The sequence below is a fragment of the Acidiphilium sp. 34-64-41 genome (genome assembly GCF_002282635.1).
Lineage (GTDB): Bacteria > Pseudomonadota > Alphaproteobacteria > Acetobacterales > Acetobacteraceae > Acidiphilium > Acidiphilium rubrum.
Map to the genome: position 1 here is coordinate 1 of NZ_NCJX01000081.1, position 25,272 is coordinate 25,272.

Consider the following 25,272-nt stretch of genomic DNA (forward strand, 5'->3'; position numbering starts at 1 on the left):
GATCAAAATTCAAATCGACACCACCCACAAAATGCCGGAAAACTAAATAAAATCAAACTGTTATATGCTAACAATCCCGGCTAAGCCGGACGGCAGTGTCCTTTTTTACAAAAAAGGAGCGCTTCCCTCCCCTGCCCTCACCCCACCCCAGGATTGGTCTTGGGCCGAGGATTGAACCCCGGCGGGATGACATTCGGGATATGCAATTGCACATTGGTCGGGACCAGGCCGATCATTTTGCAATCCGCGCCCGTCGTGGCCGGCAGCGCGGTCGTCCAGCTGTCGGGCACCATGGCGTAGGATGCCGGCAGCGGTTTGGCTTTGCCCTCGAGCCGGGCGGGATCGAAGGCGGAGACCAGGTTGGTCACGTCCGGCGTTTCGGCATCGAACGGTCCCATGTATGTCTGGTGGAACTGTTTCTGGCCGATCGCGCGGCCCTTTTGTTCATCCGGCAGCGTGGCCAGGGGCGGCAGGTTGAACACGGCATCGACGAACTTGACCACCGAGGCCTGGTTGCCGACGGCGTGCGAAATCGCGTGCACCTTGGCGTAGGGTGAGATCACCAGGAACGGCACGCGCGGCCCATCGCTCAGGACCGTGCCATCCGGCGCGGTCGCGAGTTCAGGCGGCGGAACATGGTCGTAATCGCCTTCCGAATCATCCCAGGTGATGATGATGGCCGCATGCGCCCAGTATTTGCTCGACGCGATCGTGTTGACCGCGCGCGCCAGCATGGCCTCGCTGATCTGTGCATCAGAGTAGCCGGGGTGATCGTCATCGCCGAGGAACTTCTTTTGCACGGCGGCGTTGGGGTCGGTCGGTTTCAAGCCAAAGCCGTTGCGGTAGCCGCCTTTGACATAGAACACGCCGCCTTCCGCCGGCAGCGTGCCGCCTTTGACCGCGCGGAAGAACGCGCGCAACCCGCCCATATCGGCGGTCATTTTCGGGTTGTTCGCGATATAGCCGAAGTATTGCGGGCCGTTGTGATGGGTGATGTAGGAGGCGTGCACACCATCGGCGTCCTTCGGGCCGAGATTATTGGCTGCCGGCAGGCTGGAGAAGCCTTCCTCGAACCAGCGCCACGCCACTTTGTGCCGGTCGAGCCGCTGGATGAAGGAGATGTCCTTGGCGACGTCCGCGAGGTCGGGCTTGGGGTCGAGGTCGTGGCTGGTCTTGGCCTTGATGGTGTTGCCCGCGGTGGTCAGGGCCACGGTTGCGTAGGTCTGGTTGAGCTGCACCTTGCCCGGCCCATCGTGCGCGTAGTCGCGCGGGTTGTAGGGTACCAGCTTGTGCTGGAACGGGTCTTCGCGCGAGCCCCAGAGCGGGTCGATATCAGAATCGACCGGGTCGCCCGGCTTGTTCACCTGCTTCCATGCCTCGTTCGGATGCAAGGCCCATTGCGTCAGCCCGGTCTGGGCCGCGAAGATCGAGAGATTACCGGGGGTCGAGGGTCCGACCATGTCTTGGAACATGTGATCCATCAGCACGAAGCGGTCGGCGTAGCGCCATAGGATGGGGATGGTGTTGCAATCCTCGTGCGCCATCGCGAGTTCGCCCATCTGCTTGGCCTTGAGCGAGGGGGTCGGGCCGGATTTCCAGTATTTCCGCTCTTCGCCCAGTGCGAAATGATTCATTTCGGCGTGGCCGTTCACGATATGCATTTTCGCGAACATGATGGGGTGGGAATGATCGATGTCGTCCGTGTCGGCCGCGAACTGGGCCGGTCCGATCGTGAAGGGCTGGATCGTCTCGACCTTGCCGGAGACGCCGATGATCTTTTGCGTCAAACCCGGCGTCTGTGCGGCAGGTTGCGAATACAGCCCATCCGCCCCCGGATAGGTGCCGAAATAGGAATCGAACGAGCGATTTTCCTGATACAGCACGAACACGTATTTGATGTGGTGGCGGAGCAGTGAGGCCATCTGCGCCGCCGACACATGCGGCTCATGACCGGCGGCGACCACGTAGGGTCGCGCGGCGGTGGGGATCGGCGCGGTCACGCCGGCCGTGGCAAAACCCGGCATCACCATGCCGGAGGCCAACACTGTCGAAATCAACCGGTCGCGTAGGCGCATCAAACCCTCCTGATTATCGCGTTAGCCATGACCGAACCGGGCCGGCGAAAAAAGCCCCTGATCATGAATCTTTTATGACGCGATGGCCGGGTGGGTCGATCCGGCTCAGGCTGGCAGATGCTTCGCGATATAGGGCGGCAGCCAGAAGGCGGCGACGTGGATTTGGGGCGACCAGTAGCTCGTGGTGCCCAGGATGCCGGCGGATTTTGCGCGTTCGGTGATCGTTTCGATCGACAGGGTGGTCAGGGCCGCGTCCTTGCCGGCCCATCCCAGCGTCATGTAGCCGCCGACATAGGTGGGGACGGCGGCGATATAGGCGGTGACGTGGGGGAAGAAATTGCGGCGGCGGGCGGAGGTTTCGCGCAGTTCGTCGGCCTGCATGAAGGGGACGCCGCACTGGTTCACGATGAGGCCGCGATCGGTCAGGATGCGGGCGCAGTTTTGGTAGAACTCATCGGTGAACAGGACTTCGCCGACGCCGATCGGGTCGGTCGAATCGACGATGATGACATCGAAGCTCGCATCGGGCGCGCGTTTGACGTAGTCGATACCGTCACCGACGATGACATCGGCGCGCTTGTCGGTCCAGGCATCGCCGCCGATGGCCGGGAGGAATTCCTTCGAGAGGCGGATCACCTCGCCGTCGATTTCGACCATGACGGCTTTGGCGACCGATTTGTGCATCAGCACACGCTTGAGCACGCCGCCGTCGCCGGCGCCGATGATCAGGACGGATTTCGCATCGCCATGGGCCAGAATCGGCACGTGGGCGAGCATTTCCTGGTAGACGAATTCATCGGCCTCGGTGATTTGCACCACGCCGTCGAGCAGCATGACGCGGCCGTGGAATTCGGTGTCGACGATGGCGATGTCCTGAAAGTCGCTTTTGGTGCGCGCAAGTTCGCGCGTGACGCGGAAGCGCTGGCCCCAGTAGGGGTAGAGGGTTTCGTTCACCCACATGTCGGTCATTTGTTCACTCCATACGAAAACACCGCCCTACCATGCGATAGGGCGGTGTGTCGGTTTCAGCCGGATGAAATCAGGTGGTCAGCCCGCGGCGCTGTTCACCCACTTGCACGTCGCTCGGCGAGAAGGTGGCGCGGAGGAAGTCGATCGCCTTGTAGGGATCGCATTCGCCGCACATGAAGATGTCGACCGCGGCGAAACCGCGTTCGGGCCAGGTGTGGATCGAGATGTGGCTTTCCGCGAGCACGACCACGCCCGACACGCCGCCGTTCGGCGTGAAGTGGTGGAAGTGGCTGTGCAGAATGGTCGCCCCGGCGGCCAGGGCGCCGTTACGCAGTGTGACATCGATCAGGGCGGGATCGTCGAGATTGTTGGCCCCCCACAAATCGATGAGCAGATGCGTACCAGCGAATTTCACGCCGTCACGTTCTACGAAATAATCCTTCGGCACGGCGACTTGATCGACCGTGTCGTGCGCAAACGTCTGGTTTTCGCTCGGAAAATCCGAGACCATCCCCAGTCGGGCAAGTGCGTTCATTGCGAACCCCCAAACCAGTGACAGCCTGTAGAACGCAGCACCGCGCCGCGCCCCCCGGGGCCAAAGAGAGCGCGATATGCGCATAAATCCCTGGAGACGCAAGGGCTTTTCGGGGATTGTTATGTGAAATTTCGCCCCCCTGCCGCACGGGGGGAATGCGGTGGGGGTATGGCAGGGCGCGCACTGCCGGATTGGCTGGTTGGGGGTCGCCTGCCGCGCGCTGAACCGGCGCGGCAGGGGCGGTGCGGATTTTCTATTTGACCTGGGAGATCAGTTTGACGGTCGAACTCTGCGCGCCTTCGAAGGTGAGTGGCGTGGTGCCGGCGGGGTAGCCGTTTTTCGAGAGGATGAACGCCATGATGTCGGCATATTGGGTGTTGGTCAGGCTGGCGGGGGCGCCGGCCGGCATTTGTTGCGATAATTCATCGAAAATCGCGGCGACGGTGTAGTTGTTCGATTTGCTGGCGAAGCTCTGACCGATCAGGGTGGGGCCGGCGATGCCCTGGAGGTTTTTGCCGTGGCACATCGAGCAATGGGTTTCGAAATCGGCGTGGCCGGCGGTTGCCTGGGCGGCGGTGTAGATGGCCGGGGGTGTGGCAGCCGTGGCGATGCCGGTGAGGGTCAGGCTGGCGGCGAGGAGCACGAGGCGTTTCATGGGGTGGTCCTTGGTTGGGAAGGATAGGTGAGGTTAAGGGAAGGCTTCTTTTTTGAAAAAAAGAAGCAAAAAACTTTTTTTATCTGGGGCATGGGCGGTTTCACTGGCGTCGGATCAATGAGTTCAAAGTTTTTTTGCTTCTTTTTTTTCAAAAAAAGAAGTCTTTTTACTTGGCCGGCACACGGTAAGGCGCGACCAGGGAGGCCAACCGCCGATCTGCCACGAGGTGCTGCAACGCGTGGTCGAACGATGTCCCGGCAGCTGCGTGAGCGGCGCTGTAGAGGGCGACGATCTGCCATTGCGCGTGCGGCAGGCTGAGGGCGTGCTGGGCGACCTTGGCGTGGGTGTGCGCGAGGTGGTTGACCAGCCAAGGCTGCCACATCAGGGCGACCGCGACGTCTTTTGCTTCGAGCGCGCGGTAGAGGGAGCCAGGCGTCGAGTATTCATGGGCTTCGAGCGTGGCACCGTGGCCGTGGTCGAAATATGTGCTCGGCACGGTGAGATAGGTGATGCCGACCTTGGTGTGCGGTGCGAGGCTCGCGAAACTGGGCGCGGTGCTGCCGGGGGCGGCGAGGACGAAGCCGGTGGCGGCGTAGGGGTTGGTCGCCATGACGCCGGCGGGTACGGTCGGGTAGCCGGTTTCGACCGGGAAACCCATCACGAGATCGCAGCGTGTCGCGAGTTTGGCGAAGAAGATGCCTTTTTGTGCGTTGAGGGCATCGGCGCCGACCCTGGTGTCGATCACGGTGAAATGAGCCGATGTGTGTTCGGCGTGGGCGACCGCGGTGGCGACGGCGTGGTCGATGTTGAAGAACGGATTGCCTTTGTCGATGCAGAAACTGGTGGTCGCTGCACTGGCCGAGGCGGTGAGCGTTGCCATCACCATGGCAACGCCGGACCAGACGAGACCCCGCCGCGGCTGCGGCGGGGTGTTGGGTGTGACGTCAACCATTCAGGGCAAAGACGTGCAGCTGGCCACCGGTGGGCGCCTTGGTCAGCGGCGCGCCGAGCTTGCCTGACCAGAGCGGCCAGACGCCACCCCAGCCCGACCAGACCGCGACGTACTGCTTGCCATCGACCTCGTAGGAGACCGGTGCGGCGATGATCGGCGAGCCGAGATTGGCGCTGGTCCAAAGGATTTTGCCGGTCTTGGCATCGAACCCGTAGAGCTTGCCGTCGGTGCCGCCGCTGAACACGAGGCCGCCGCCGGTTGCCGTCATGCCGCCGTTCCAGGGCGCCTTGGTCTTGTATTCCCAGACCTGCTTGCCGGTGGACAGATCGATCGCCTGGACCGAGCCGAGATCGGGCGAGGTCGGGTCGGGGATCATCTGGAAGGTTTCGCCCAGGTAGGGCAGGCCGGCGGCGTAGCTGGTGGGGACGCCCTTCATGGTCATGCAGGCGTGCAGCGTGGGCACGTAGGCCATGTTGGTCTTGGGATCGACCGCGGCGGCCCACCAATTCTTGCCGCCGAGGAAGCTGGGGCAGGTGGTGATCTGTTTATCGAGGCCGGGCTGATTCGCGGTGTTGTTGATGGCATGACCGCCGGCGCTGATGCCCGTGATCGAGGTATCGTGCACGAAGGGCTTGGCGTAGATCAGTTTGCCGTCTTCGCGGTTGATCGCGTAGAAATAGCCGTTGCGGTTGGCTTCCACGATCGCTTTGTAGGGCTTGCCCTTGTAGGTGACGTTGCTCAGTGTCGGTGTGTTGACGCCATCGTAATCCCAGGTGTCGTTGCGGGTGTACTGGTAGTGCCATTTGATCTTGCCGGTGGACGGGTCGATCGCCAGCAGGCTGTCGGAATAGAGGTTATGGCCGGGGCGGGTCGAGGCGAGCCACGGGCCGGGGTTGCCGACGCCCCAGAACAGGGTTTTGGTCGAGGGATCGTAGGTGCCGGTCATCCACGGGCTGCCGCCACCGTGTTTGTAGGCGCCGGCGGGAGGGAATGGTGTGGAGTTTCCAGTCGAGCTTGCCGGTCTTGGCATCGAGCGCCGCGATGAAACCGCGCGCGCCGTATTCGCCGCCGCCGACGCCGACCACCACCTTGCCGTCCACGATCAGCGGGGCTTCATCGATCGAGTAGCCGACGCCGGGCTTGTAGAGGGCTGAGTTCCAGGCGACCTTGCCGGTCTTGGCGTCGAACGCGACGACGTGATTGTCGATCGTGGCCATGTAGACCATGTCGTCATAGACGGCGACGCCGCGGTTATTGACGTCGCAGCAGATCGTCTTGGTCGCGTCGCCCGCCAGCTTATAGGTGTATTTCCACAGCAGCTTGCCGGTCTTGGCGTCGAACGCCATGAGATGGTCGAGCGGGGTGGTGACGAACATGTAGTCGCCGTTGATGATCGGCACGTTTTCGAAACCGTGCGGGATGTTGACCTTGGGCGAGGTCCAGACCGGTTTCAGCGAGGCGACATTGCTGGTGTTGATGGCGGAATAGGGGGCGTAATCGTCGCCCGCGTAGTCGCGGTTGAACATCAGCCAGCCAGGCGACGAGGCGGCGTTGTCAAGCCGGGACTGGGTCACCGGGGGATAGGATGGCATGGCGTGGCCGATGCCGGGGATGGCGAGCGCGAGCAGGGCGCTGCCGAGCACGCAGGATGTGAGTGTGGTTTTCTTGAGCTTCATTGTCAGTCCTCCGATGGGTCGTTTTTTGATTAGTGGTTAACAGTCAAATTGTTTGGGCATAAACCGAAACAAGTCAACCGGTTGGTTCGTCTGCCTTCAGCCGTGCCGCCTCCTCGTCGGAAAACACCCGTGAGCGTGTCAGAAAGCGCTGGCCGGTGCCGTTTTCCAGCGAGAACATGCCGCCCATGCCGGCGACGACATCGATGATGATCTGCGTGTGGCGCCAGTATTCGAACTGGGATTCGCTCATGAAGAAGCGCACGCCGCCGATGGCCCCGAGGCAGACATCGTCCGGGCCGGTCAGGAAATCGTCCTGCGGGTAGCACATCGGTGATGAGCCATCGCAGCAACCGCCCGACTGGTGGAACAGCACGGGGCCGTGCCGCGCTTCGAGTTGGGCGATCAGGGCGAGGGCCGCCGGTGTGGCGACCACCCGCTCGATCGACGCATCGGGCGCGGCACGGTGCATGTCAGAAGAACCCGAGCTTGTTGGGGCTGTAGCTGACCAGCATGTTTTTGGTCTGCTGGTAATGATCGAGCATCATTTTATGATTCTCGCGCCCGATGCCGGATTGCTTGTAGCCGCCGAACGCCGAATGGGCGGGATACAGATGGTAGCAATTGGTCCAGACCCGGCCGGCCTTGATGTTGCGGCCGAACTGGTAGGCGCGGTTGCCGTTGCGGGTCCACACGCCCGAACCGAGGCCGTAGAGCGTGTCATTGGCGATTTCGAGGGCTTCGGCTTCGTCCTTGAACGTGGTCACCGAGACCACCGGGCCGAAGATTTCTTCCTGGAACACGCGCATCTTGTTGTTGCCGCGGAAAATGGTGGGCTCGATGTAGAAGCCTTCCGACAATTCGCCGCCATGGGCACCGCGGGCGCCGCCGGTGAGCACTTCGGCACCTTCCTGACGGCCGATGTCGAAATAGGACAGGATTTTATCGACCTGCTCGGTCGAGGCCTGCGCGCCGATCATGGTCGAGGGATCAAGCGGGCTGCCCTGCTTGATCGCCTTCACGCGGGCGAGCGCGCGCTCCATGAAGCGGTCGTAGATGCTTTCCTGAATGAGCGCGCGGGACGGACAGGTGCAGACCTCGCCCTGGTTGAGGGCGAACATCGCGAAGCCTTCCAGCGCCTTGTCGAAAAAGGCGTCATCGGCGTCGCACACGTCGGCGAAGAAGATGTTGGGCGATTTGCCGCCGAGTTCGAGCGTGACCGGGATGAGGTTGTGGCTGGCGTACTGCATGATCAGGCGGCCGGTGGTGGTCTCGCCGGTGAAGGCGATTTTCGCGATCCGCTTGGAGGAGGCGAGCGGCTTGCCGGCTTCGAGGCCGAAGCCGTTGACCACGTTGAGCACGCCGGGGGGCAGGATGTCGGCGATCAGTTCGACCGGCGTCTGCTCGGCCGGCTTGAGGACGACGCAATTGCCGGCGGCCAGTGCCGGAGCGAGTTTCCAGACCGCCATCAGGATCGGGAAATTCCAGGGGATGATCTGACCGACCACGCCGAGCGGTTCGTGAAAATGATAGGCGACCGTGGTATCGTCGATCTGCGACAGCGCGCCTTCCTGGGCGCGGATGCAGCCGGCGAAATAGCGGAAATGGTCGATCGCGAGGGGAATGTCGGCCGCGGTGGTTTCGCGGATCGGCTTGCCGTTGTCGATGGTTTCGACATAGGCGAGCAAAGCGAGGTTCTGCTCCATCACATCGGCGATGCGGTTGAGCATGTTGGCGCGCTCGGTGGTCGAGGTGCGGCCCCAGGCATCGGCGGCGGCGTGCGCGGCATCGAGGGCGGCGTTGATATCAGCCTCGTCGGAACGGGCGACCTCGGTAAAGACCTGGCCGGTGACCGGGGTGACGTTGTCGAAATAGCGGCCGCTCAGGGGCGGGGTGAATTTGCCGCCGATGAAATTCTCGTAGCGGGGTTTGAACGCGAAACCGCCGGGCGCGGTGCCGGGGGTGGGGCGCAATGAGCCGTCGGGCATGGTCGGTCCTCCGTTGGGTGCGCCGCCGCCACCATGGCGACATGCGCTTGATTTGGTTGACCGCTGCCTCGCAAGTCTCGTGCCAGCAGGTGAACACAGCGTGCCGGGCGGGTTCGGCCCGAAAACGCCGGGTCCGGCACAGGGTCGGGACGTCCCGTTCCGGGACATTGTCCTGAAACGGGACAGTATTGGGCAGCGCGACGGTTTTTGTTGTCAGGGGTGGTGAGCGCGCCTAATGCTGGCTGCGATAACGGACCCGGCTCAAGGGTCGCCAGCATTACGGGTGGAACGAAAGAGAAACACAGTAAAATGCGGGCTCATGCCAGTCATCCTGCAGCGACGGCCGATCTTGCGACGGCACGACGCAATCTTGCGACCAGCGGCGCGGTTACCGGGTTGCCGCCGCTGTTGACACGATCGTGGACGCGCTGTGTCTCTGCCGGCTTATCGCCCGAACGGGCGCGTATCGAAGCAAGGCACCTCGGCGGGCGGGAATTGCACGAGGCGGTGGAGCGCCAGGGCGATTTGACCACGCGGGCGCGCCCGATCATCGATTACCTGCACGCCCAGATCCGCGATTCCGGCTGCATCATCCTGCTGTCCGACCAGAACGGATTTCTGCTCGATGCGGTGGGCGACCCCGGGTTCAGCGATCGGGCCGCCCGCGTCGCGCTGCAACCCGGCGCCTGCTGGGCCGAGGCCGACCGTGGCACCAACGCGGTCGGCACCGCGCTGATCGAGGCCGCGCCGGTGGTGATCCACGGGCCTGAACACTTCCTGGATCGCAACGGGTTTCTCGCCTGCGCGGCCGCCCCGCTCGCCGCCTCGGACGGCAGCCTGCTCGGCGTGCTCGATATTTCATGCGATCACCGGATTTATCACCCGCACACCTTCGGCTTGGTGCGCGCCGCCGCCCAGATGATCGAGAATCGAATGTTCGAGATCAACCATGTGCGCGACATCAAGCTGCGGTTCCACACCGCGCTGCAGGCGGTCGGCACCGTGGTGGAAGGGGTGCTGGCGATCAGCCCGGATGGGCTCATCCTCGGCGCCAACCGCCCCGCCACCGACCTGCTCGGTCTGCGCCGGGTCGATATGGGGCGCGCCAGCATCGCCGATCAGATCGACGGGCGATTCTCCGACCTGCTCGCGCGCGATCGCCAGCGCGGCGGCGAACCGGTAGAAATCTGCCGCCGCGATGGCTCGCGCCTGTACGTGCGGCTCGAAATTCCGCGCATCAGCCCACCCCGCCCGACCACGCCCACCTGGCCCGCCGATGCGCTCGCCGCACTCGATACCGGCGATGCCGCGATATCCCGCGCGATCGGGCAGATCCGCCGGCTGCTGGGTAAACCCATCCCGATCCTGCTGCGCGGCGAAACCGGTGCGGGCAAGGATGTGATGGCCCAGGCCATCCACGCCGCCGGGCCGCGCCGGGGCGAGGCCTTCGTCGCGGTGAACTGCGCCGCACTGCCGGAACATCTGATCGAAGCGGAATTGTTCGGCTACGCGCCCGGCGCCTTCACAGGGGCCAAGCGCGAGGGCGCGCTCGGGCGCATTCGCGAAGCCGCCGGCGGCACGCTGTTTCTCGATGAAATCGGTGACATGCCGGCATCACTCCAAAGCCGCCTGCTGCGCGTGCTGGAAGACCGGACCGTGGCACCGCTCGGCGGACGGCCCGTCGCGGTCGATTTCGCGCTGATCAGCGCGACCAATCGTGACCTCAAGGCCGATATCGCCCAAGGCCGCTTCCGCTCGGACCTATACTACCGGCTCAACGGGCTGTGCATCGCCCTGCCCCCGCTGCGCGATCGGACCGATCTCGTAGCCCTGATGACCGCCATCCTCGCCCGCGACCCTGTCAAAACCACGCCCCGCCGCATCGCCGATCCGCTGCTCACCGCCCTGCAAACCTACACCTGGCCCGGCAATATCCGCGAACTCGCCAGCCTGCTGCGCATCGCCACCTCGCTCTGCGATGAACGCGATACCGAACTCGATTGGCACCACCTGCCCGATGACATCGCCGCCGACCTGCGCCGCCAGACCACACCCCCCTCCCCGCCCCCAACCCGCAGCGACAACCAACAATCGCTCCGCACCGCCGCCGACCAGGTCATTCTGCACGCCATCGAACAAGCCGCCGGCAACATGAGCGCCGCCGCCCGCCGCCTCGGCATCAGCCGCAACACCCTGTACCGCCGGCTCGCCGCCTTGCAGCCTGGAGACTGATGCTGGTGGGGTGGGACGGGATAAGGAAGGAAGGCGGGGGGCTTTGCCCCCTCGACCCCCACTAAGGGCGGAGCCCTTAGAACCCGCTAGTTTTAGGCAAGGGGAGGGCGCTGCCTCGGTGGTTCCGTCCCCCTGGCCTTGCTTACTTAACCCGGCCCCACTCCATCGGCACAGGTCCCCAGGGCCGCGAGGATGCGGGCCGGGGTCAGGGGGATGGTGGTGATTGTGATGTTGAGCGGGCTGAGGGCGTCGTTGACGGCGTTGGCGATGGCGGCTGATGCTGCGGCGGTGCCGGCTTCACCCGCACCTTTGGCGCCGATGGTGCTTTCGGCGGTGGGGGTGGTGATGTGGGCGATGGTGATATCGGGCATTTCGCCGGCCATGGGGACCAGGTAGTCGGCCATGCTGGCATTGAGCATCTGACCTTCGGAATCGTAGTCGCATTGCTCGAACAGAGCGGCACCGATGCCCTGGACGACGCCGCCACGGATTTGTTCGTCGACCAGCAGGGGGTTGATGATGGTGCCGCAGTCTTCGACGACCCAGTGTTTGAGCAGGGTGATGAAGCCGGTTTCGGTATCGAGTTCGAGCCAGGCGGCCTGGATGCCGTTGGTGAAGGCGAACGGGTATTCGCGGGGCACGTAGTGGCGCGTGGCGATGAGTTCGGCCTGGATGCCCTTGGGCAGAGTGTCGGGGCGGAAATAGGCGATGCGGGCGAGTTCGGCGAGGGTGATGCGTTCGGCGCGGCTGGCGTGATCGATGACGGCGCCACCCGAGATATCGAGATTGCCAGAGGTTTCCTGGAGGATGCTGGCGGCGAGGGTGAGGATCTGGTCGCGCAGCGTGCGGGCGGCTTGCCAGGTGGCTTCGCCGCCGATGCCGGCGGCGCGCGAGGCCCAGGTGCCGCCGCCGTAGGGGGTGACATCGGTATCGCCGAGCATGACGCGGATGTGTTCGAAGGGCACGCCCATGGCTTCGGCGGCGATCTGGGCGAGGATGGTGGTGGTGCCCTGGCCTTGTTCGGTAACGCTGGCCTGCACGATCAGGCGGCCGGTGGCATCGAGGCGGATGGTGGCACCGTCTTGCGCGGAGATGCGGGCCCCGCCGACGCCGTAGAAGGCGGCGCCGGGGTTGGTGATTTCGATGAAGCTGGCGATGCCGATGCCGCGCATGATGCCGCGTTCGCGCAGGCTGGCCTGTTCGGCGCGCAGGGCATCGTAGTCCATCAGGGTGAGCAGGCGGTCGAGGCAGGCGTGGTGCGAGAGGGCTTCGAAGCGCATGCCGCTGGGCGAGGTATAGGGGTAGGCATCGTCGGGGATGAGGTTGCGGCGGCGGATGGTGACGGGGTCGATGCCGAGGCGCTGGGCTGCGCGGTCGAGCAGGCCTTCGGTGACCGAGGTTGCGATCGGGTGGCCGACAGCGCGGTATTGCGACATCATCGCCTTGGTCTGGAAGGCGACGCGGGTGCGGGCGCGGTAGTGGGCGAAGCGGTAGGGGCCGCCGATGAGGTTGATGACCTGATTGGCTTCGACCGCCGAGGTGCGCGGGTAGGCGGAATAGGGGCCGATGCCGGTCAGATCGTCGATGTCGAAGCCGGTGATCGTGCCGTCGTTCATGATGGCGAGGCGGGCGTGGACGGTGTGGTCGCGGGCGTGGATGTCCGAGACGAAGCTTTCGAGGCGATCGGCGACGAAGCGGACCGGGCGGCGGATCAGGCGGCTGGCGGCGACCGCGGCCATTTCATCGGGGTAGACGTGGATCTTGATGCCGAACGAGCCGCCGACATCCGGGCAGATGACGCGGACCTGGGATTCATCGAGCCCGAGGTGCAGCGCGTAGATAGTCTGCATCATGTGCGGCACCTGGGTGCCCTGATGGACGGTAAGGCGTTGTTCGCCCTCGTTCCAGTCCGCGACCACGGCGCGGGCTTCGAGGGTGACGCCGGTGTGGCGGCTGAAGGTGAAATCGGCTTCGATGATGGTATCGGCGGCGGCGAAGGCGGCATCGGTGTTGCCGGTGTCGATGTGGCGTTCGAAGGCGAGGTTGTCGCCGAGTTCGGGGTGGATGATGGGGGCGCCGGGGGCGAGGGCGGCGGCGGCATCGACCACCGGGGGCAGCGGGTCGTAGCTGACCATGATGTGTTCGGCGGCGTCTTCGGCCTGGGCGCGGGTGTTGGCGAGCACCATGGCGACGGGTTCGCCCTGCCAGCGCACGCGGCCGACCGCGAGCGGGTGTTGCGGTGCCGATGAGGTCGATCGCGGTGATGGTGGCGTGGGCGTAGGGCGAGCGGAGGAAAGCGGCGTGGACCATGCGCGGCAGGGTGATGTCGCTGGCGAAGGTGCCGCGTCCCTGGACGAGGGCGCGCGCCTGGGGGCGGGCGCGGGCGAGGCCGATCTGGGCGTCGGGGCGGGCGGGGTTGGAGAACTTCATGAGGTGCGCCGGGCGTTCAACGTGGTTTCGACGGCATCGATGATCGCTTCGTAGCCGGTGCAGCGGCAGTAATTGCCGGAGAGGTGTTCGCGGATGGCGGCGCGATCAGCATCGGCGGGGGCGTGCAGCAGGAAATCCTGCGCGGTCAGCACCATGCCGGGGGTGCAGTAGCCGCATTGCAGCGCGTTGCGGGCGGCGAAGGCGTGCTGGAGGTCGGCGACTTCGCCGCTGTCGGACAGACCTTCGATGGTCTCGACGGTGCAGCAATCGGCCTGGACGGCGAGCACCAGGCAGCCGCGCACGATCGCGCCATCGAGCCGGACGGTGCAGGCGCCGCAGACGCCGTGCTCACAGCCGAGATGGGTGCCGGTGAGGCCAAGGTGGTCGCGCAGGAAATCGGCGAGGTGCAGGCGCGGGGGGATGGTGGCGGTGATGGGCTCGCCGTTGACGGTCAGGGTGATGCTGGTCATGGGCTTGTGCTGTTGGATGGTGAAGGAAGGTCTTCTTTTTTGTGAACAAAAAAGAAGCAAAAAAAACTTTGCTCATCTAGGCCCGTGGCCGTGACAACGCCCGTGCCCCAGTTAAAGAAAGTTTTTTGCTGCTTTTTTACAAAAAAGCAGTACTTGCTTACCGTTGCCTTCATCGTCCCCCCCAAGCCCCGACCACCCGCCGCAACAACACCCGTGCCAGATGCAATCGCATCGCCGCAGAGGCCTGCGGATCGTCATGCGCGGGCAGATCATCCGCCAGCGCGGTGCAGGCGGCTTCGAGCGGCCCGCCTTCGGTCAGGATGGCGGCGGCGCGATGCGCGAGGATGGCGGTCTGGCCGACCGAGAACCAGCCGAGCCGGATCGTGCCGGGCCGGGCGACGGCGGCGAGGCCGACCATGGCGTAGTCGCCGGTGCGGCGCGCGAGTTCGGCGAAGCCCCATTGGGTGTCGCCCTGGATCGGGATGTCGACGCCGGTGAGCACTTCATCGGGCGCGAGGGCGGTTTCGAACAGGGAAGTGAAGAAGTGTGCGGCGGGGATGCGGCGCGGGCCTGCGGGGCCTTGGGCCTGCATGACGGCATCGAGCGCGAGGGCGCAGGCGGGCAGTTCGGCCGCGGGATCGGCGTTGGCGAGGCTGCCGCCGAACGTGCCGCGCGCGCGGATGGCGGGGTGGGCGACCGCGGCGAGGGCGCGGGCGATCAGCGGGGCGTGGCGCTGGACCATGGGGTGGTTCATCACTTGGGCGTGGGTGCAGCCGGCGCCGATGTGGAGCGTGCGGTCGGCCAAAGTGATACCGCGCAATTCGGCGAGGCGGCCGATATCGATCAGCAGGCCGGGCGCCGACAGGCGCAGGTTGAGCGCCGGCAGCAGGCTCTGGCCGCCGGCGATCAGCTTCGCATCCGGCCCGTGCTTGGTGAGCAAGGTGATGGCCGCCCCGAGCGTGTCGGGGCGGATGTAGTCGAAGGCTGCGGCTTTCATGCGGGTTCCGGTTTGGGAAGGAAGCAGTTCTTTCTTGTAAGAAAGAACCAAAGAACTTTTTTTAACTGAAGCCGGCGACGGCGTGGGGGACGTAGGGGTCTTCGAGCTTGGCGATTTCGTCGGTTGTGAGGGTTAGTTTGGTGGCTTCGATCGCATCGTGCAGGTGGGCCAGTTTGGTGGCGCCGATGATCGGCGCGGTGATGCCGGGCGTCGCCAACACCCAGGCCAGGGCGATTTGCGCGCGGGACACACCGCGCGCTGTGGCTACGGCGGCGACCGCATCGGCCACTTTGCGGTCGGCGTCCGCGGTTTTGGCGTAGAGGGTCTTGCCGAACTCATCGGTCTCGGAGCGGGCGCTGGCCTCGTCCCAGTCGCGCGTCAGGCGGCCGCGGGCGAGCGGGCTCCACGGGATCACGCCGATGCCCTCGGCGCGGCAGAGCGGCAGCATTTCGCGCTCTTCCTCGCGGTAGAGCAGGTTGACGTAGTTCTGCATGCTGACGAAGCGGGTCCAGTTATGCCGCTCCGCGATGGCGAGCGCCTGGGCGAATTGCCACGCGTACATCGAGGAGGCGCCGATGTAGCGGGCCTTGCCGGCTTTCACGACATCGTGCAGCGCTTCGAGGGTTTCCTCGATCGGGGTGTGATAATCCCAGCGATGGATCTGGTAGAGATCGACATGGTCGGTGCCGAGGCGGCGGAGACTGTTGTCGATCTCGGCCATGATGGCGCGGCGCGACAGGCCGGCGCCGTTCGGCCCCTTGTGCATCCGCCCATTTACCTTGGTGGCGATCACCACATCGTGGCGGCTGGCGAAATCCTTGAGCGCGCGGCCGACGATTTCCTCGCTGGTGCCATCGGAATAGACGTTGGCGGTGTCGAAGAAATTGATCCCGGCTTCGAGTGCTGCCTTGATGAAGGGGCGGCTGGTCGCTTCATCGAGCGTCCAGGCGTGCGGGCCGCGATCGGCCACGCCGTAGCTCATGCAGCCGAGGCAGATGCGCGATACGTCGAGGCCGGTGCGGCCGAGTTTTACGTAATCCATCGTTGGCAGATCCCTCTTTCGATTGCGTTTGCCATATGAGGACGGCCCGTGTCGGGTCCAGCCCCTTGCCAGACTTGTCAGCATCCAGGACATGGTTTGCACCAGTTTCACGCAGAAGGACACCGCCATGCAATACCGCAACCTCGGCACTTCCGGCCTGAAAGTCTCGCCGCTCTGCCTCGGCACCATGATGTTCGGCGGCGCGACCGATGAGGCGACGGCGCGCCGGATCGTGGATACCGCCGCCGGGCAGGGTATCAATTTCATCGATACCGCGAATGTGTACAACGAAGGTCGCTCGGAAGAGATCACCGGGCGGGCGATTGCGGCGAACCGCAGCCATTGGGTGCTGGCGACCAAATTCGCCAACCCGACCGGGCCGGGGCCGAACGATCGGGGACTGTCGCGGGTGCACGCGTTTCGGGCGGTGCATGACAGTCTGAAACGGCTGGATACCGATGTAATCGATATTTTGTATATCCATAAGGAAGACCCGGCGACGCCGCTGGCCGAGACGATCGGCGCGATTGCGGATATGATCCGGGCGGGGGACATTCGGCATTTCGGGGTGTCGAACGTGCGCGCGTGGCGGATCGCGGAGATTTGCCGGCTGTGCGACGATATGGGGATTGCCCGGCCGGTGGTCAGTCAGCCCTATTACAATGCGCTGAACCGGATGCCCGAGGTCGAGATTCTGCCGGCGTGCCATCATTTCGGCATCGGCGTGGCACCCTACAGCCCGCTGGCGCGCGGGGTGCTGACCGGCAAATATGCACCCGATGCAGCGCCCGATGCCGACAGCCGGGCCGGGCGGGGTGACAAGCGGATGATGGAGACCGAGTTCCGCAAGGAGAGCCTCGATATCGCGCAGACCATCGTGGCGCATGCGAAAGAGCGCGGGATCACGCCCGGGCAGTTCGCGATCGCCTGGTTGCTGAACAACCGGCTGGTCACCGCGCCGATCGCGGGGCCGCGCACCGAGGCGCAGTGGGCGGATTATCAGGGCGGCTTGACCTATCGGTTCACGGCGGAGGACGAGGCACTCGTCGATCGGCTGGTGCCGCCGGGTCATCCGTCGACGCCGGGCTATACCGATCCGGCCTATCCGCTCGAAGGCCGCGTCACGGCGTGAAACCCGCTCAGGCGGCGCCGGCGTGCTGCCTGATTGTGTGTTTCGTGGCCAGGGAGACCCGGTTACGGCCGGTGCGCTTGGCCTCGTACAGCGCCTGGTCGGCCGCGCGGACCAGGGCATCGAGATCGGCATGGGAGTCGTCGGTCGCGACGGCGCCGATGCTGATGGTTACGACGCCGACGCCATCCTGGCGGTGGGCATGGGCGAGGCGCGCAGCGGTAATGGCGTCGCACAGGCGCTGGGCGACCAGTTCGGCCTCGATGATGCTGGCATTCTGCAGTGAGACGGCGAATTCCTCGCCGCCGTAGCGCGATACGATATCGCCATCGTGGCGGAGATTGTCGCGCAGGATCAGTGCGACTTGTTGCAGGCAGCGGTCGCCGTCCTGATGGCCGTAGTGGTCGTTGAATGATTTGAAGAAATCGACGTCGATCATCAGGATCGCCATCGGCTGGCAGGTGCGTTTGCAATGGTCGAGCGCTGCGGCCGTGCGTTCGCCGAAATAGCGCCGGTTGGGGATCTGGGTGAGGTAGTCGATGGTGGAAAGGATCGATAGTTTGAGCTGGGAGCGGTAGGATTGCACCAGTTGCTGGTTGATGTCGGTCACCAGGACGAACAGGCCATAGAGGATGACCGGCACCAGCAGCAGCAGAAATCCGTAGGAATCATTTTCGGTCAGCGGCACGGCGGCCATGATCGGCAGCAGCATGACCAGGAGTTGGAGCCGGGCGATCCATGATGCGGCGGCGTTGCGCGCGGCGATGGCGCTGGCGGTGACGAAATTGCAGACCAGCACCACCGTGTAGAGGATCGGGTCTTGCGTCGTCGCGAGACACACGAAGGTGAGCGCACCCCAAGCCAGCGACGAGCCAATCGCGGTGAGGGCGAAGGCGGTGAACCATGGCGCGAGATTGACGCAGCGCGTCTTGAGGAAGCGGCGCTGGAACACGACGATACACCGGCAGCGGATGAGGACCAGGGCGAGGCCGATCAGGCCCAGCAGCATTGCGGACCAGACGCCTGCACGGAATTCGGCATAGACGCCGCAGGCCGCGCCAGACAGGCCGACCAGGAGCACGTTGGTCGGGCGGCCGTAGAGCACATGCAGCAGGTCTTCGCGCACTTCGTACGCCTGGCGGCGTTCGGTATCGCTCTGGAGCGCCTGTGAGATCCAGGTGCAGACGCGGAGCCACAGCGGCAGTCGCCTGGGGGGATAGTCACTCATCATCTGGAGTGCCGAATCGATCCGGCTGACCTGCAAGAAAGGCATAAGCGATGCGGGCACCTTTTCTGCCGACAAGGGGCCGGCAATGATGGTTCAGCGACTGATCGTGTCGGCGGTGGAGAACACCGAACGAGCAGTGTGCCCAATGCGACCGGCGGTGGCAATGATTCTAGGATAGAATTACTAAAGAATTATTAATCAAAGCGGATCAACGAAATGAAGCCGGTTGATCGCGGGCCGGCACGGGACTTGTGTGGATTGGCGGGGTCCGATCAGCGGTTATCCACCCTATCCACACAATCCACAGGGGGGTGTCCCTGTCATGGCGGGCGGGGCGGCGCTACAGGGGGGTGATGAATGCTATCGATCCTCCGTTGTTCGGCCTGTCGCAACGCCAACCCCCTGCCAACCTCGAAGCGGAACAGGCGCTGCTCGGCGCCTTGCTGGCCAATAACAAGGCTTATGAGCGGGTTTCGGAATTTCTGGCGCCGGAGCATTTCGCCGATGCGGTGCATGGGCGGATTTTCGAGGCGATCGCGCGGCGGATCGAGGGCGGGCAACTCGCCGATCCGGTCACGTTGCGCGCGACGTTCGAGCATTCCGGCCTGCTCGATGAAGTGGGCGGGCCGGCCTATCTGGCGCAGTTGCTCTCGGCGATGGTGGGCATCATCAATGCAGGCGATTACGGCCGCACGATTTATGATGCGTGGATCCGGCGCCAGCTGATCGATCTGGGCGAGGTGACGGTGAACCGGGCGTTCGGTGCGGAACCCGAACTGGACGGCACCTCGCAGATCGAGGCGGCGGAGCAGGCGCTGTTCGACCTCGCGACCAAGGGTGGCGCCGAGGGCAGTGCGATGAGTTTCGAGGCCGCGCTGACCATGGCGATCAATACCGCCGCCAAGGCGTTCGAGCGCGATGGCAAGGTGTCGGGCCTGACCACCGGGCTGACCGATCTGGATGGCAAGACCGGCGGGTTGCATCCGTCCGATCTGTTGATCCTGGCGGGACGGCCGGGCATGGGCAAGACCGCGCTCGCGACCAAGATTGCCTATGGCGCGGCGCAGGCGCTGCTGGCGGAGGCGCGGGTTGATAATCCGAACGCCGAGGCGAAGCAGGCGGTGGCGATTTTTTCACTCGAAATGAGTGCTGAACAGTTGGCTACCCGTCTGCTGGCCGAGGAGGCGCGGGTGTCATCGGACCGGATCCGGCGCGGCGAGATCGGGCAGAAGGATTTTGACAATTTCGTCACTGTGTCGCGCCGGATTTCGCGGCTGCCGCTGGTGATCGATGATACGCCGGCGATCACGCTGTCCGCGCTGCGGACGCGCTGCCGGCGGCTGAAGCGCACGCGCGGGCTTGCGTTGGTGGTGGTGGATTATCTGCAACTCATGCGCCCGGCGGCGGGCACCAAGCCCGATAACCGCGTGCTGGAAATCAGCCAGATCACCCAGGGTCTGAAAGCCATTGCCAAGGAGTTGGCGGTGCCGGTTCTGGCACTCTCGCAATTGTCGCGCGCGGTGGAATCGCGCGAGGACAAGCGGCCGCAGCTGTCGGATCTGCGCGAATCCGGCACGATCGAGCAGGATGCGGATGCGGTGATGTTTGTTTATCGTGACGAATATTATCTGCAGATGCGGATGCCCAAGCCGACCGACATGAAAGATTCCGATTTTCAGACCGCGCTGGACGACTGGCAGCGCAAGATGGAGCTAGTGCACAACAAGGCTGAACTGCTGCTCGCCAAGCAGCGCCATGGGCCCACCGGCACGATCCAGCTGTTTTTTGAAGCGGAATTCACTCGATTTGCCGATCTCGACACCCAACATGAGTGATTTCGGATTGGGATAGAGGAAAATCACCCATGGCGACGATGATCGGCAACAATGCGTGCGCAGGATTTACCGAGGCTGACCGGGTCCTGATCGACCAGGCGGCGTCGCGCTTCGTGGCGTCCCGCGGGCTGTTCACCCGCACGCTGAACCGCATCGGGCGGACGGCGGGCAGTGCGGTGGAACGCGCGATCACCTGGATTGCGCCGAACGGGCGCCGGGCGGTTGAGGAATATGCTTCCGAGGCGATGTGGTCGCTGCTGAGCGCCTCGCGCTTCGGGCTGGCGGGCAAGCATGTCGGCAAGGCACCCGAGCAGATTTATCGCAATGCAGTGGCGGCGAGCGGTGCGCTATCCGGCCTGTCGGGCGGGGTGCTGGGGCTTGCCGATATTCCGTTCACCATGACCATGATGTTTCGCGCGATCGCCGAGATCGCGCGGAGCCACGGCGAGGATCTGGACAGTTTCGAGACCAAGCGCGCCTGCCTGGAGGTGTTCGGGTTCGGCACGATCCGCGATGAGAACGAGGATATCGAGGCATCGTACTGGGCGGTGCGCGGCGCGCTGACCCATGCGCCGCTGTCGATTTTTCTGCGCACGGTGGCGGCGCGGTTTTCGGTGGTAATGTCCGACCAGATCCTGGCCTCGATGGTGCCGGTGGTGGGGGCGGTGGCCGGTGCGGGGGTGAATTATCTGTTCATGGGGTATTTTCAGACCATGGCGCAGGTTCATTTCACGCTGCGCGCGCTGGAGCGTAAATATGGCGATGCGGCGGCGGTGCGGGCGTGTTTCGACCGGTACGTGGAGGATTATCGCCAGCGCAAGCATCTGTTCCGTAACGCCGCCTGATGCCGTGACCGCGCCGGTTCTGAGCGTCGATGTCGGGGCGGTGGTGGCGAATTGGCGCAGCCTCGCGGCGCTGCATGGCGGTGAGACTGCTGCGGTGGTCAAGGCGGATGCCTATGGGCTGGGTGCTGAATTGATCGCGCCTGCGCTGGCGCGGGCGGGGTGTCAGCGGTTTTTTGTCGCGACCGCGGATGAGGCGATCGCGCTGCGCGGCGTGATCGCGGCACCGTGGATTGCGGTTCTGAACGGTTGCCCGGCCGGGTGCGAGGGGGATTTCATCGGTCAGGCGCTGGTTCCGGTGCTGAATTCACTGGCGGATTGCGCGCGTTGGCAGGGTGCGGCGCGCGCGGCGGGACGGGCGTTGCCGGCGCTGCTGCACGTCGATACCGGCATGAGCCGGCTGGGGCTCGATGCGGGGGAGTGGGCGGCGGTGCTGCGGGATCGTTCGTGTCTCAACGGGATCGAGTTGCAGTTCGTTATGTCGCATCTGGTGTCGGCGGAGGTGGCCGATGCGCCGGAAACCGCGGCGCAGGTGGCGCGGTTTGCCGCGATTGCCGCGGCGATGCCGGACGTGGCGACCAGCCTGGCCAATTCATCGGGGATCTTTCTCGGGGATACGGCGCGGTCCGATCTCGCGCGGCCGGGGGTAGCGCTGTATGGCGGCAACCCGGTACCGGGCCAGCCCAATCCGATGCGCGCGGTGGTAACGCTGGCGGCACCGGTTTTGCAGATCCGGGTGATCGAACCGGGCGAGACGGTCGGGTACAATGGGACCTGGCGGGCGGCGCGCCGCTCGCGGATCGCGACGATCGGGGTGGGCTATGCCGATGGGCTGCCGCGCACCCTTTCGAACCGGCTGACGGCGCGCCATGATGGGCGGGTTGTGCCGTTGGTGGGGCGGGTTTCGATGGATCTAATGACCTTCGATGTGACCGACCTGCCTGACATCGTGCCCGGCGCCATGCTGGACCTGATCGGGCCGGATCATGCGGTCGATGATTTGGCGGCGGAGGCGGGCACCATTGCCTACGAGATCCTGACCAGCTTGGGTCAGCGCTATCGGCGCGTCGCAAAATCGGTATAATCGGATCATGAATTTAGTGCTCGACCCTGTGGCCGCGATCGGCCGGCTTGTGATCAATATTGTTGCCATGCTCGGCGAGTTGGCGGTGTTTACCGCAACCGCCCTGCTCGGCCTGGTGCGGCCGCCGTTTTATGTTCGCAATTTCGGCCGGGCGTTGCTCGATATCGGGTTTTTCAGCCTGCCAGTGGTCGCACTGACGGCGGTGTTCACCGGCATGGTGCTGGCGTTGCAGAGCTATGTCGGGTTTTCCAAATTCGACAGTTCGAGCGTGATTGCGAGCGTGGTGGTGCTGTCCTTGACGCGTGAGCTCGGGCCGGTGCTGGCGGGGCTGATGGTGGCGGGGCGCGCGGGTTCGGCGATGGCCGCCGAGATCAGCACGATGCGGGTGACCGATCAGATCGATGCGCTTTCGACCCTGGCGACCAACCCGATGCGCTATTTGGTCACGCCAAGGTTGCTGGCCGGGTTGATCGCGCTGCCGCTGCTGGTGGCGGTGGCCGATGTGCTCGGCGTGGCCGGCGGGTTTCTGGTATCGACCGCGCGGCTCGGCTTTGATCCGACGGCTTATCTGCAGGATACGCTGACCAGCCTGAGCAGCATCGACGTGATTTCGGGCTTGGTAAAAGCGGCGGTGTTCGGCTTCATCATCGCGCTGATGGGTTGTTTTCATGGCTATCGCTCGCGCGGCGGCGCGCAGGGCGTGGGGGGGGCGACGACCTCGGCGGTGGTGTCTGCCTCGATCCTGATCCTCGCACTCGACTACGTGCTGACGCAGGCGTTTTTCACGCCATGAGTACCGATGTGGAGCCGAAAATCCGGGTGCGCGGATTGAAGAAATCGTTCGGCGCCAAGCGGGTGCTCGATGGTGTGGATCTCGACGTGATGCCGGGGACCGGCATGGTGGTGATCGGCGGTTCTGGTACCGGGAAATCGGTGCTGCTGAAATGCATTCTGGGCATGATCACGCCGGATGCCGGCGAGATTTTCATCGATGGTGAAAATCTGCTGACGATCAAGCCGCGGCGGGCGCGCGAGTTGCGCGAGCAGATCGGCATGTTGTTTCAGAACGGCGCGCTGTTCGACAGCCGTTCGGTCTGGGAGAACGTCGCGTTCGGTCTGCTGGCGCGCGGGCGGGTGAACCGGACCGAGGCGCGGGCGGTAGCGGCCAAGGTGTTGGCGCAGGTGGGGCTCGACGCCAGCGTGGGGGATTTATCGCCCTCGGAACTGTCGGGCGGGATGCAGAAGCGCGTGGCGCTGGCCCGGGCGATTGCGGCGGAACCTTCCATCATGTTTTTCGATGAACCGACCACCGGGCTCGACCCGATCATGGGGGCGGTGATCGACGGGTTGATCATCGACTGCGTCAAGCGGCTGGGTTCGACCTCGATTGCGATTACGCATGATATGGCGAGCGCGGGACGCATCGGCGACCGGATTGCGATGCTGCTGGACGGCAAGATCATCTGGGAGGGTGCGGCCGCTTCGGTGATGGACAGCGGCAACCCGATGGTCGATCAATTCGTGCATGGGCGTAGTGAAGGGCCGATCCGGATGGCGCTGCGCAGGTAAGGGCGCTGCTGCATGATCGGGCTCAGGATTGATTGTTTGAGAGCGATCTTCCCTCGGCCTAATTTTCTGTATTGTTCAATTTGATCGGATCATAATAAAAACCCCCCGGAACATCGTTCCGGAGGGCTCAATAGTCGGTTACAGGTAGCGATTAAGCGATGATGTTACCGCTCTGGGCGCCGCTGATCGATGCTGCATTAACACCAAGGAGCGTAATGTGGGTCCCGTCGGACAGCGTGACCAATGCACCCGGATTACCGTTGAGCGTCGTGCTGGTGATCGACTCGATATTATTGCCGTTCAGGGCGATCAGTTCACTGTTCTTGCCGAAATTGGTGATGACGTCGTTGCCACCGGAATTGCTGGCCGAGCCGAAGAAGTAAACGTTGTTCGAACCAGACATCGTGGAACCGGTCATGGTTGCCGAGCCGGACGAACCGAAGAAGTACTGGGTGCCCGAACCGGAGGCAGACATCACATCAGAGCCAGAGCCTGCCGCGAGGAGGTTGGAACCTGTGACCGAGCTCGCGATCAGAGTTTCGTTTCCGCTGCTCGCGTACAGGTAGTTCGGTGACGTGACGGTGGTCGCACCGTTGGTGCCTGCCGTCAGCGTATCGCCGTTGCCGCCGCCGACGAAATAGACCGCACCACTGCCGCCAACGAGCGAATTGTTACCTGCTGTTCCACCGATCGCTTGAGCACCGCCAGCGCCTGCTGAAAGTGTTGCAGAGCCGTTACCTGCAAACACAGTCGCCGTCGCCGAGCTGCCATTAATGAAATCGATCTTTCCTGCATTTCCCACGGGGGTTCCAGAAAACACCGAAGCCGAACCGCTTGCGACGATCGTGTTACCACCCGTAAACGTTCGTACCGTATCCGATCCACCGCTAACCGTCGCGACGTTCGAGCCCTGCAAATTGAGGGTATCGTTGCCGCCAGCGGCCAGGACCGTGTTGTTGCCGCCTGTGGTCGACAGATTGACATTGGTGGTCGAGCCGAACACGAAGTTGGTGTTCGAGCCGCTGCCGACCAGCGCCAGCGTACCGGGCACATTAGCGATCACATTGCCATAAGCGGCGGCAACCGTGACTGCCGTTACGATGGCAGAACCGCTGTTTACCGTTCCATTGCCGGTGGTGTTCGACAGATTGAGTACATTCGGCGCACCGGCTACGGACGCGCCCTGAGCGGTCGAAACGCCGGTGACAAGGTCATAGTTCGTCAGACCCACGGAGCCCCCAACGATCGAAGTCACCAACGATGTCAACGACGACTGCAAGCCAGACGTTTCAGATGTCGAAAGACCAGAAATAGGTAACGAAACGACGCCAGAAATTGTGCTGCTGTTTGTGCCGCCAACAACCGTTACGGAACTACTCATCGGGATGCCTCCAAAAAACTTAATTTATGGTTTCCAGATAACTGACCCGATGGTGCAAAGCAAGAAAAACTTCAGTGTCATTCGTTAAAAATTCCGTGCCTATCCGGTTAAGTCAGACACCCACTACATGTGGGGTGGACCCATGCTCCCGAATAAAGCTGGGCATAGGTTGGCGCCTCGGCGCCG

The 25,272-nt window shown here is 63.9% G+C and carries 23 protein-coding genes; 7 read left to right on the forward strand and 16 right to left on the reverse strand.

The genetic code is table 11. The features are described from left to right. Positions 1 to 137 precede the first annotated feature (137 nt). From B7X49_RS14615 to adh, 9 genes are all read right to left on the reverse strand, one after another. The gene (locus B7X49_RS14615) at positions 138 to 2,075 is read right to left on the reverse strand and encodes a phospholipase C (protein WP_286704729.1); all 1,938 of its coding nucleotides are present in this window, start codon (positions 2,073 to 2,075) and stop codon (positions 138 to 140) included. Positions 2,076 to 2,180: 105 nt separating this feature from the next. After that, positions 2,181 to 3,044, reverse strand: coding sequence for a polyamine aminopropyltransferase (speE, locus tag B7X49_RS14620; RefSeq protein WP_286704728.1), 864 nt, complete (start codon positions 3,042 to 3,044; stop codon positions 2,181 to 2,183). 70 nt (positions 3,045 to 3,114) lie between these two features. Further along, positions 3,115 to 3,579 (reverse strand): adenosylmethionine decarboxylase, encoded by a 465-nt coding sequence (gene speD / locus B7X49_RS14625; protein WP_286704727.1) that lies wholly within the window; start codon positions 3,577 to 3,579, stop codon positions 3,115 to 3,117. A gap of 253 nt (positions 3,580 to 3,832) precedes the next feature. Next, positions 3,833 to 4,234, reverse strand: coding sequence for a c-type cytochrome (locus B7X49_RS14630; protein ID WP_029313532.1), 402 nt, complete (start codon positions 4,232 to 4,234; stop codon positions 3,833 to 3,835). A gap of 166 nt (positions 4,235 to 4,400) precedes the next feature. After that, a complete protein-coding gene (locus B7X49_RS14635) occupies positions 4,401 to 5,186 on the reverse strand; it encodes a hypothetical protein (RefSeq protein ID WP_286704726.1) in 786 nt (261 codons plus the stop codon). After that, positions 5,179 to 6,132 (reverse strand): PQQ-binding-like beta-propeller repeat protein, encoded by a 954-nt coding sequence (locus tag B7X49_RS14640; RefSeq protein ID WP_286839935.1) that lies wholly within the window; start codon positions 6,130 to 6,132, stop codon positions 5,179 to 5,181. Before B7X49_RS14640 ends, B7X49_RS14635 begins: the two co-directional genes overlap by 8 nt. Then, a complete protein-coding gene (locus B7X49_RS14645; protein ID WP_286839937.1) occupies positions 6,041 to 6,862 on the reverse strand; it encodes a PQQ-binding-like beta-propeller repeat protein in 822 nt (273 codons plus the stop codon). The genes B7X49_RS14640 and B7X49_RS14645 overlap by 92 nt, the downstream gene beginning before the upstream one ends. Before the next feature lie 73 nt (positions 6,863 to 6,935). Continuing rightward, entirely contained in the window at positions 6,936 to 7,331 is a 396-nt protein-coding gene (locus B7X49_RS14650; protein WP_286704724.1) for a DUF779 domain-containing protein, read from the reverse strand. A 1-nt stretch (position 7,332) separates the two neighbouring features. Continuing rightward, a complete protein-coding gene (gene adh, locus B7X49_RS14655) occupies positions 7,333 to 8,847 on the reverse strand; it encodes an aldehyde dehydrogenase (protein WP_286839941.1) in 1,515 nt (504 codons plus the stop codon). 309 nt (positions 8,848 to 9,156) lie between these two features. Here adh and B7X49_RS14660 point away from each other — a divergent pair, with 309 nt between their 5' ends. Continuing rightward, on the forward strand, positions 9,157 to 11,079 hold the full coding sequence (locus B7X49_RS14660) for a sigma-54-dependent Fis family transcriptional regulator (RefSeq protein ID WP_286839944.1): 1,923 nt from the start codon (positions 9,157 to 9,159) through the stop codon (positions 11,077 to 11,079). Positions 11,080 to 11,225: 146 nt separating this feature from the next. Here B7X49_RS14660 and B7X49_RS14665 read toward each other — a convergent pair whose 3' ends face one another. The 5 genes from B7X49_RS14665 to B7X49_RS14685 form a co-directional block, all read right to left on the reverse strand. After that, on the reverse strand, positions 11,226 to 13,265 hold the full coding sequence (locus B7X49_RS14665) for a xanthine dehydrogenase family protein molybdopterin-binding subunit (protein WP_286839947.1): 2,040 nt from the start codon (positions 13,263 to 13,265) through the stop codon (positions 11,226 to 11,228). A gap of 240 nt (positions 13,266 to 13,505) precedes the next feature. Further along, positions 13,506 to 13,979 (reverse strand): (2Fe-2S)-binding protein, encoded by a 474-nt coding sequence (locus tag B7X49_RS14670; protein ID WP_286704720.1) that lies wholly within the window; start codon positions 13,977 to 13,979, stop codon positions 13,506 to 13,508. After that, positions 13,976 to 14,152, reverse strand: coding sequence for a hypothetical protein (locus B7X49_RS14675; protein WP_286839949.1), 177 nt, complete (start codon positions 14,150 to 14,152; stop codon positions 13,976 to 13,978). The genes B7X49_RS14670 and B7X49_RS14675 overlap by 4 nt, the downstream gene beginning before the upstream one ends. Further along, the gene (locus B7X49_RS14680; protein ID WP_286704719.1) at positions 14,149 to 14,976 is read right to left on the reverse strand and encodes a xanthine dehydrogenase family protein subunit M; all 828 of its coding nucleotides are present in this window, start codon (positions 14,974 to 14,976) and stop codon (positions 14,149 to 14,151) included. Before B7X49_RS14680 ends, B7X49_RS14675 begins: the two co-directional genes overlap by 4 nt. Before the next feature lie 61 nt (positions 14,977 to 15,037). Beyond that, the gene (locus B7X49_RS14685; protein WP_286704718.1) at positions 15,038 to 16,018 is read right to left on the reverse strand and encodes an aldo/keto reductase; all 981 of its coding nucleotides are present in this window, start codon (positions 16,016 to 16,018) and stop codon (positions 15,038 to 15,040) included. A 91-nt stretch (positions 16,019 to 16,109) separates the two neighbouring features. Here B7X49_RS14685 and B7X49_RS14690 point away from each other — a divergent pair, with 91 nt between their 5' ends. Next, a complete protein-coding gene (locus tag B7X49_RS14690) occupies positions 16,110 to 17,150 on the forward strand; it encodes an aldo/keto reductase (protein ID WP_286839952.1) in 1,041 nt (346 codons plus the stop codon). A 7-nt stretch (positions 17,151 to 17,157) separates the two neighbouring features. On the opposite strand, the gene B7X49_RS14695 is transcribed toward B7X49_RS14690, so the two are convergent. Further along, a complete protein-coding gene (locus B7X49_RS14695; protein WP_286704716.1) occupies positions 17,158 to 18,375 on the reverse strand; it encodes a diguanylate cyclase in 1,218 nt (405 codons plus the stop codon). Between the two features lie 353 nt (positions 18,376 to 18,728). Here B7X49_RS14695 and B7X49_RS14700 point away from each other — a divergent pair, with 353 nt between their 5' ends. From B7X49_RS14700 to B7X49_RS14720, 5 genes are read left to right on the forward strand one after another with little or no spacing between them, the layout of a single operon-like run. Further along, positions 18,729 to 20,210: a replicative DNA helicase gene (locus tag B7X49_RS14700; RefSeq protein WP_286704715.1), complete on the forward strand. Its 1,482-nt coding sequence runs from the start codon at positions 18,729 to 18,731 to the stop codon at positions 20,208 to 20,210. Positions 20,211 to 20,239: 29 nt separating this feature from the next. After that, positions 20,240 to 21,055, forward strand: coding sequence for an EcsC family protein (locus tag B7X49_RS14705; RefSeq protein ID WP_286704714.1), 816 nt, complete (start codon positions 20,240 to 20,242; stop codon positions 21,053 to 21,055). Positions 21,056 to 21,059: 4 nt separating this feature from the next. Next, positions 21,060 to 22,136 (forward strand): alanine racemase, encoded by a 1,077-nt coding sequence (gene alr, locus B7X49_RS14710; RefSeq protein WP_286704713.1) that lies wholly within the window; start codon positions 21,060 to 21,062, stop codon positions 22,134 to 22,136. Positions 22,137 to 22,143: 7 nt separating this feature from the next. Next, complete coding sequence (locus tag B7X49_RS14715) at positions 22,144 to 22,929, forward strand: ABC transporter permease (protein WP_286839955.1); 786 nt, start codon at positions 22,144 to 22,146, stop codon at positions 22,927 to 22,929. Continuing rightward, positions 22,926 to 23,705, forward strand: a complete 780-nt coding sequence (locus B7X49_RS14720; protein WP_286704711.1) for an ABC transporter ATP-binding protein — start codon at positions 22,926 to 22,928, stop codon at positions 23,703 to 23,705. Before B7X49_RS14715 ends, B7X49_RS14720 begins: the two co-directional genes overlap by 4 nt. A gap of 151 nt (positions 23,706 to 23,856) precedes the next feature. Here the strand turns inward: B7X49_RS14720 and B7X49_RS14725 are convergent, their stop codons facing one another. Continuing rightward, positions 23,857 to 24,936 (reverse strand): calcium-binding protein, encoded by a 1,080-nt coding sequence (locus B7X49_RS14725; protein ID WP_286704710.1) that lies wholly within the window; start codon positions 24,934 to 24,936, stop codon positions 23,857 to 23,859. Positions 24,937 to 25,272 lie beyond the last annotated feature (336 nt).

Coding starts and splice junctions, on each gene's coding strand:
- B7X49_RS14615 (WP_286704729.1), bottom strand. CDS start 2,075: ATGCGCCTACGCGACCGGTTGATTTCGACAGTGTTGGCCTCCGGCATG.
- speE (WP_286704728.1), bottom strand. CDS start 3,044: ATGACCGACATGTGGGTGAACGAAACCCTCTACCCCTACTGGGGCCAG.
- speD (WP_286704727.1), bottom strand. CDS start 3,579: ATGAACGCACTTGCCCGACTGGGGATGGTCTCGGATTTTCCGAGCGAA.
- B7X49_RS14630 (WP_029313532.1), bottom strand. CDS start 4,234: ATGAAACGCCTCGTGCTCCTCGCCGCCAGCCTGACCCTCACCGGCATC.
- B7X49_RS14635 (WP_286704726.1), bottom strand. CDS start 5,186: ATGGTTGACGTCACACCCAACACCCCGCCGCAGCCGCGGCGGGGTCTC.
- B7X49_RS14640 (WP_286839935.1), bottom strand. CDS start 6,132: ATGACCGGCACCTACGATCCCTCGACCAAAACCCTGTTCTGGGGCGTC.
- B7X49_RS14645 (WP_286839937.1), bottom strand. CDS start 6,862: ATGAAGCTCAAGAAAACCACACTCACATCCTGCGTGCTCGGCAGCGCC.
- B7X49_RS14650 (WP_286704724.1), bottom strand. CDS start 7,331: ATGCACCGTGCCGCGCCCGATGCGTCGATCGAGCGGGTGGTCGCCACA.
- adh (WP_286839941.1), bottom strand. CDS start 8,847: ATGCCCGACGGCTCATTGCGCCCCACCCCCGGCACCGCGCCCGGCGGT.
- B7X49_RS14660 (WP_286839944.1), top strand. CDS start 9,157: ATGCGGGCTCATGCCAGTCATCCTGCAGCGACGGCCGATCTTGCGACG.
- B7X49_RS14665 (WP_286839947.1), bottom strand. CDS start 13,265: ATGGTGCTCGCCAACACCCGCGCCCAGGCCGAAGACGCCGCCGAACAC.
- B7X49_RS14670 (WP_286704720.1), bottom strand. CDS start 13,979: ATGACCAGCATCACCCTGACCGTCAACGGCGAGCCCATCACCGCCACC.
- B7X49_RS14675 (WP_286839949.1), bottom strand. CDS start 14,152: ATGAAGGCAACGGTAAGCAAGTACTGCTTTTTTGTAAAAAAGCAGCAA.
- B7X49_RS14680 (WP_286704719.1), bottom strand. CDS start 14,976: ATGAAAGCCGCAGCCTTCGACTACATCCGCCCCGACACGCTCGGGGCG.
- B7X49_RS14685 (WP_286704718.1), bottom strand. CDS start 16,018: ATGGATTACGTAAAACTCGGCCGCACCGGCCTCGACGTATCGCGCATC.
- B7X49_RS14690 (WP_286839952.1), top strand. CDS start 16,110: ATGGTTTGCACCAGTTTCACGCAGAAGGACACCGCCATGCAATACCGC.
- B7X49_RS14695 (WP_286704716.1), bottom strand. CDS start 18,375: ATGAGTGACTATCCCCCCAGGCGACTGCCGCTGTGGCTCCGCGTCTGC.
- B7X49_RS14700 (WP_286704715.1), top strand. CDS start 18,729: ATGAATGCTATCGATCCTCCGTTGTTCGGCCTGTCGCAACGCCAACCC.
- B7X49_RS14705 (WP_286704714.1), top strand. CDS start 20,240: ATGGCGACGATGATCGGCAACAATGCGTGCGCAGGATTTACCGAGGCT.
- B7X49_RS14715 (WP_286839955.1), top strand. CDS start 22,144: ATGAATTTAGTGCTCGACCCTGTGGCCGCGATCGGCCGGCTTGTGATC.
- B7X49_RS14720 (WP_286704711.1), top strand. CDS start 22,926: ATGAGTACCGATGTGGAGCCGAAAATCCGGGTGCGCGGATTGAAGAAA.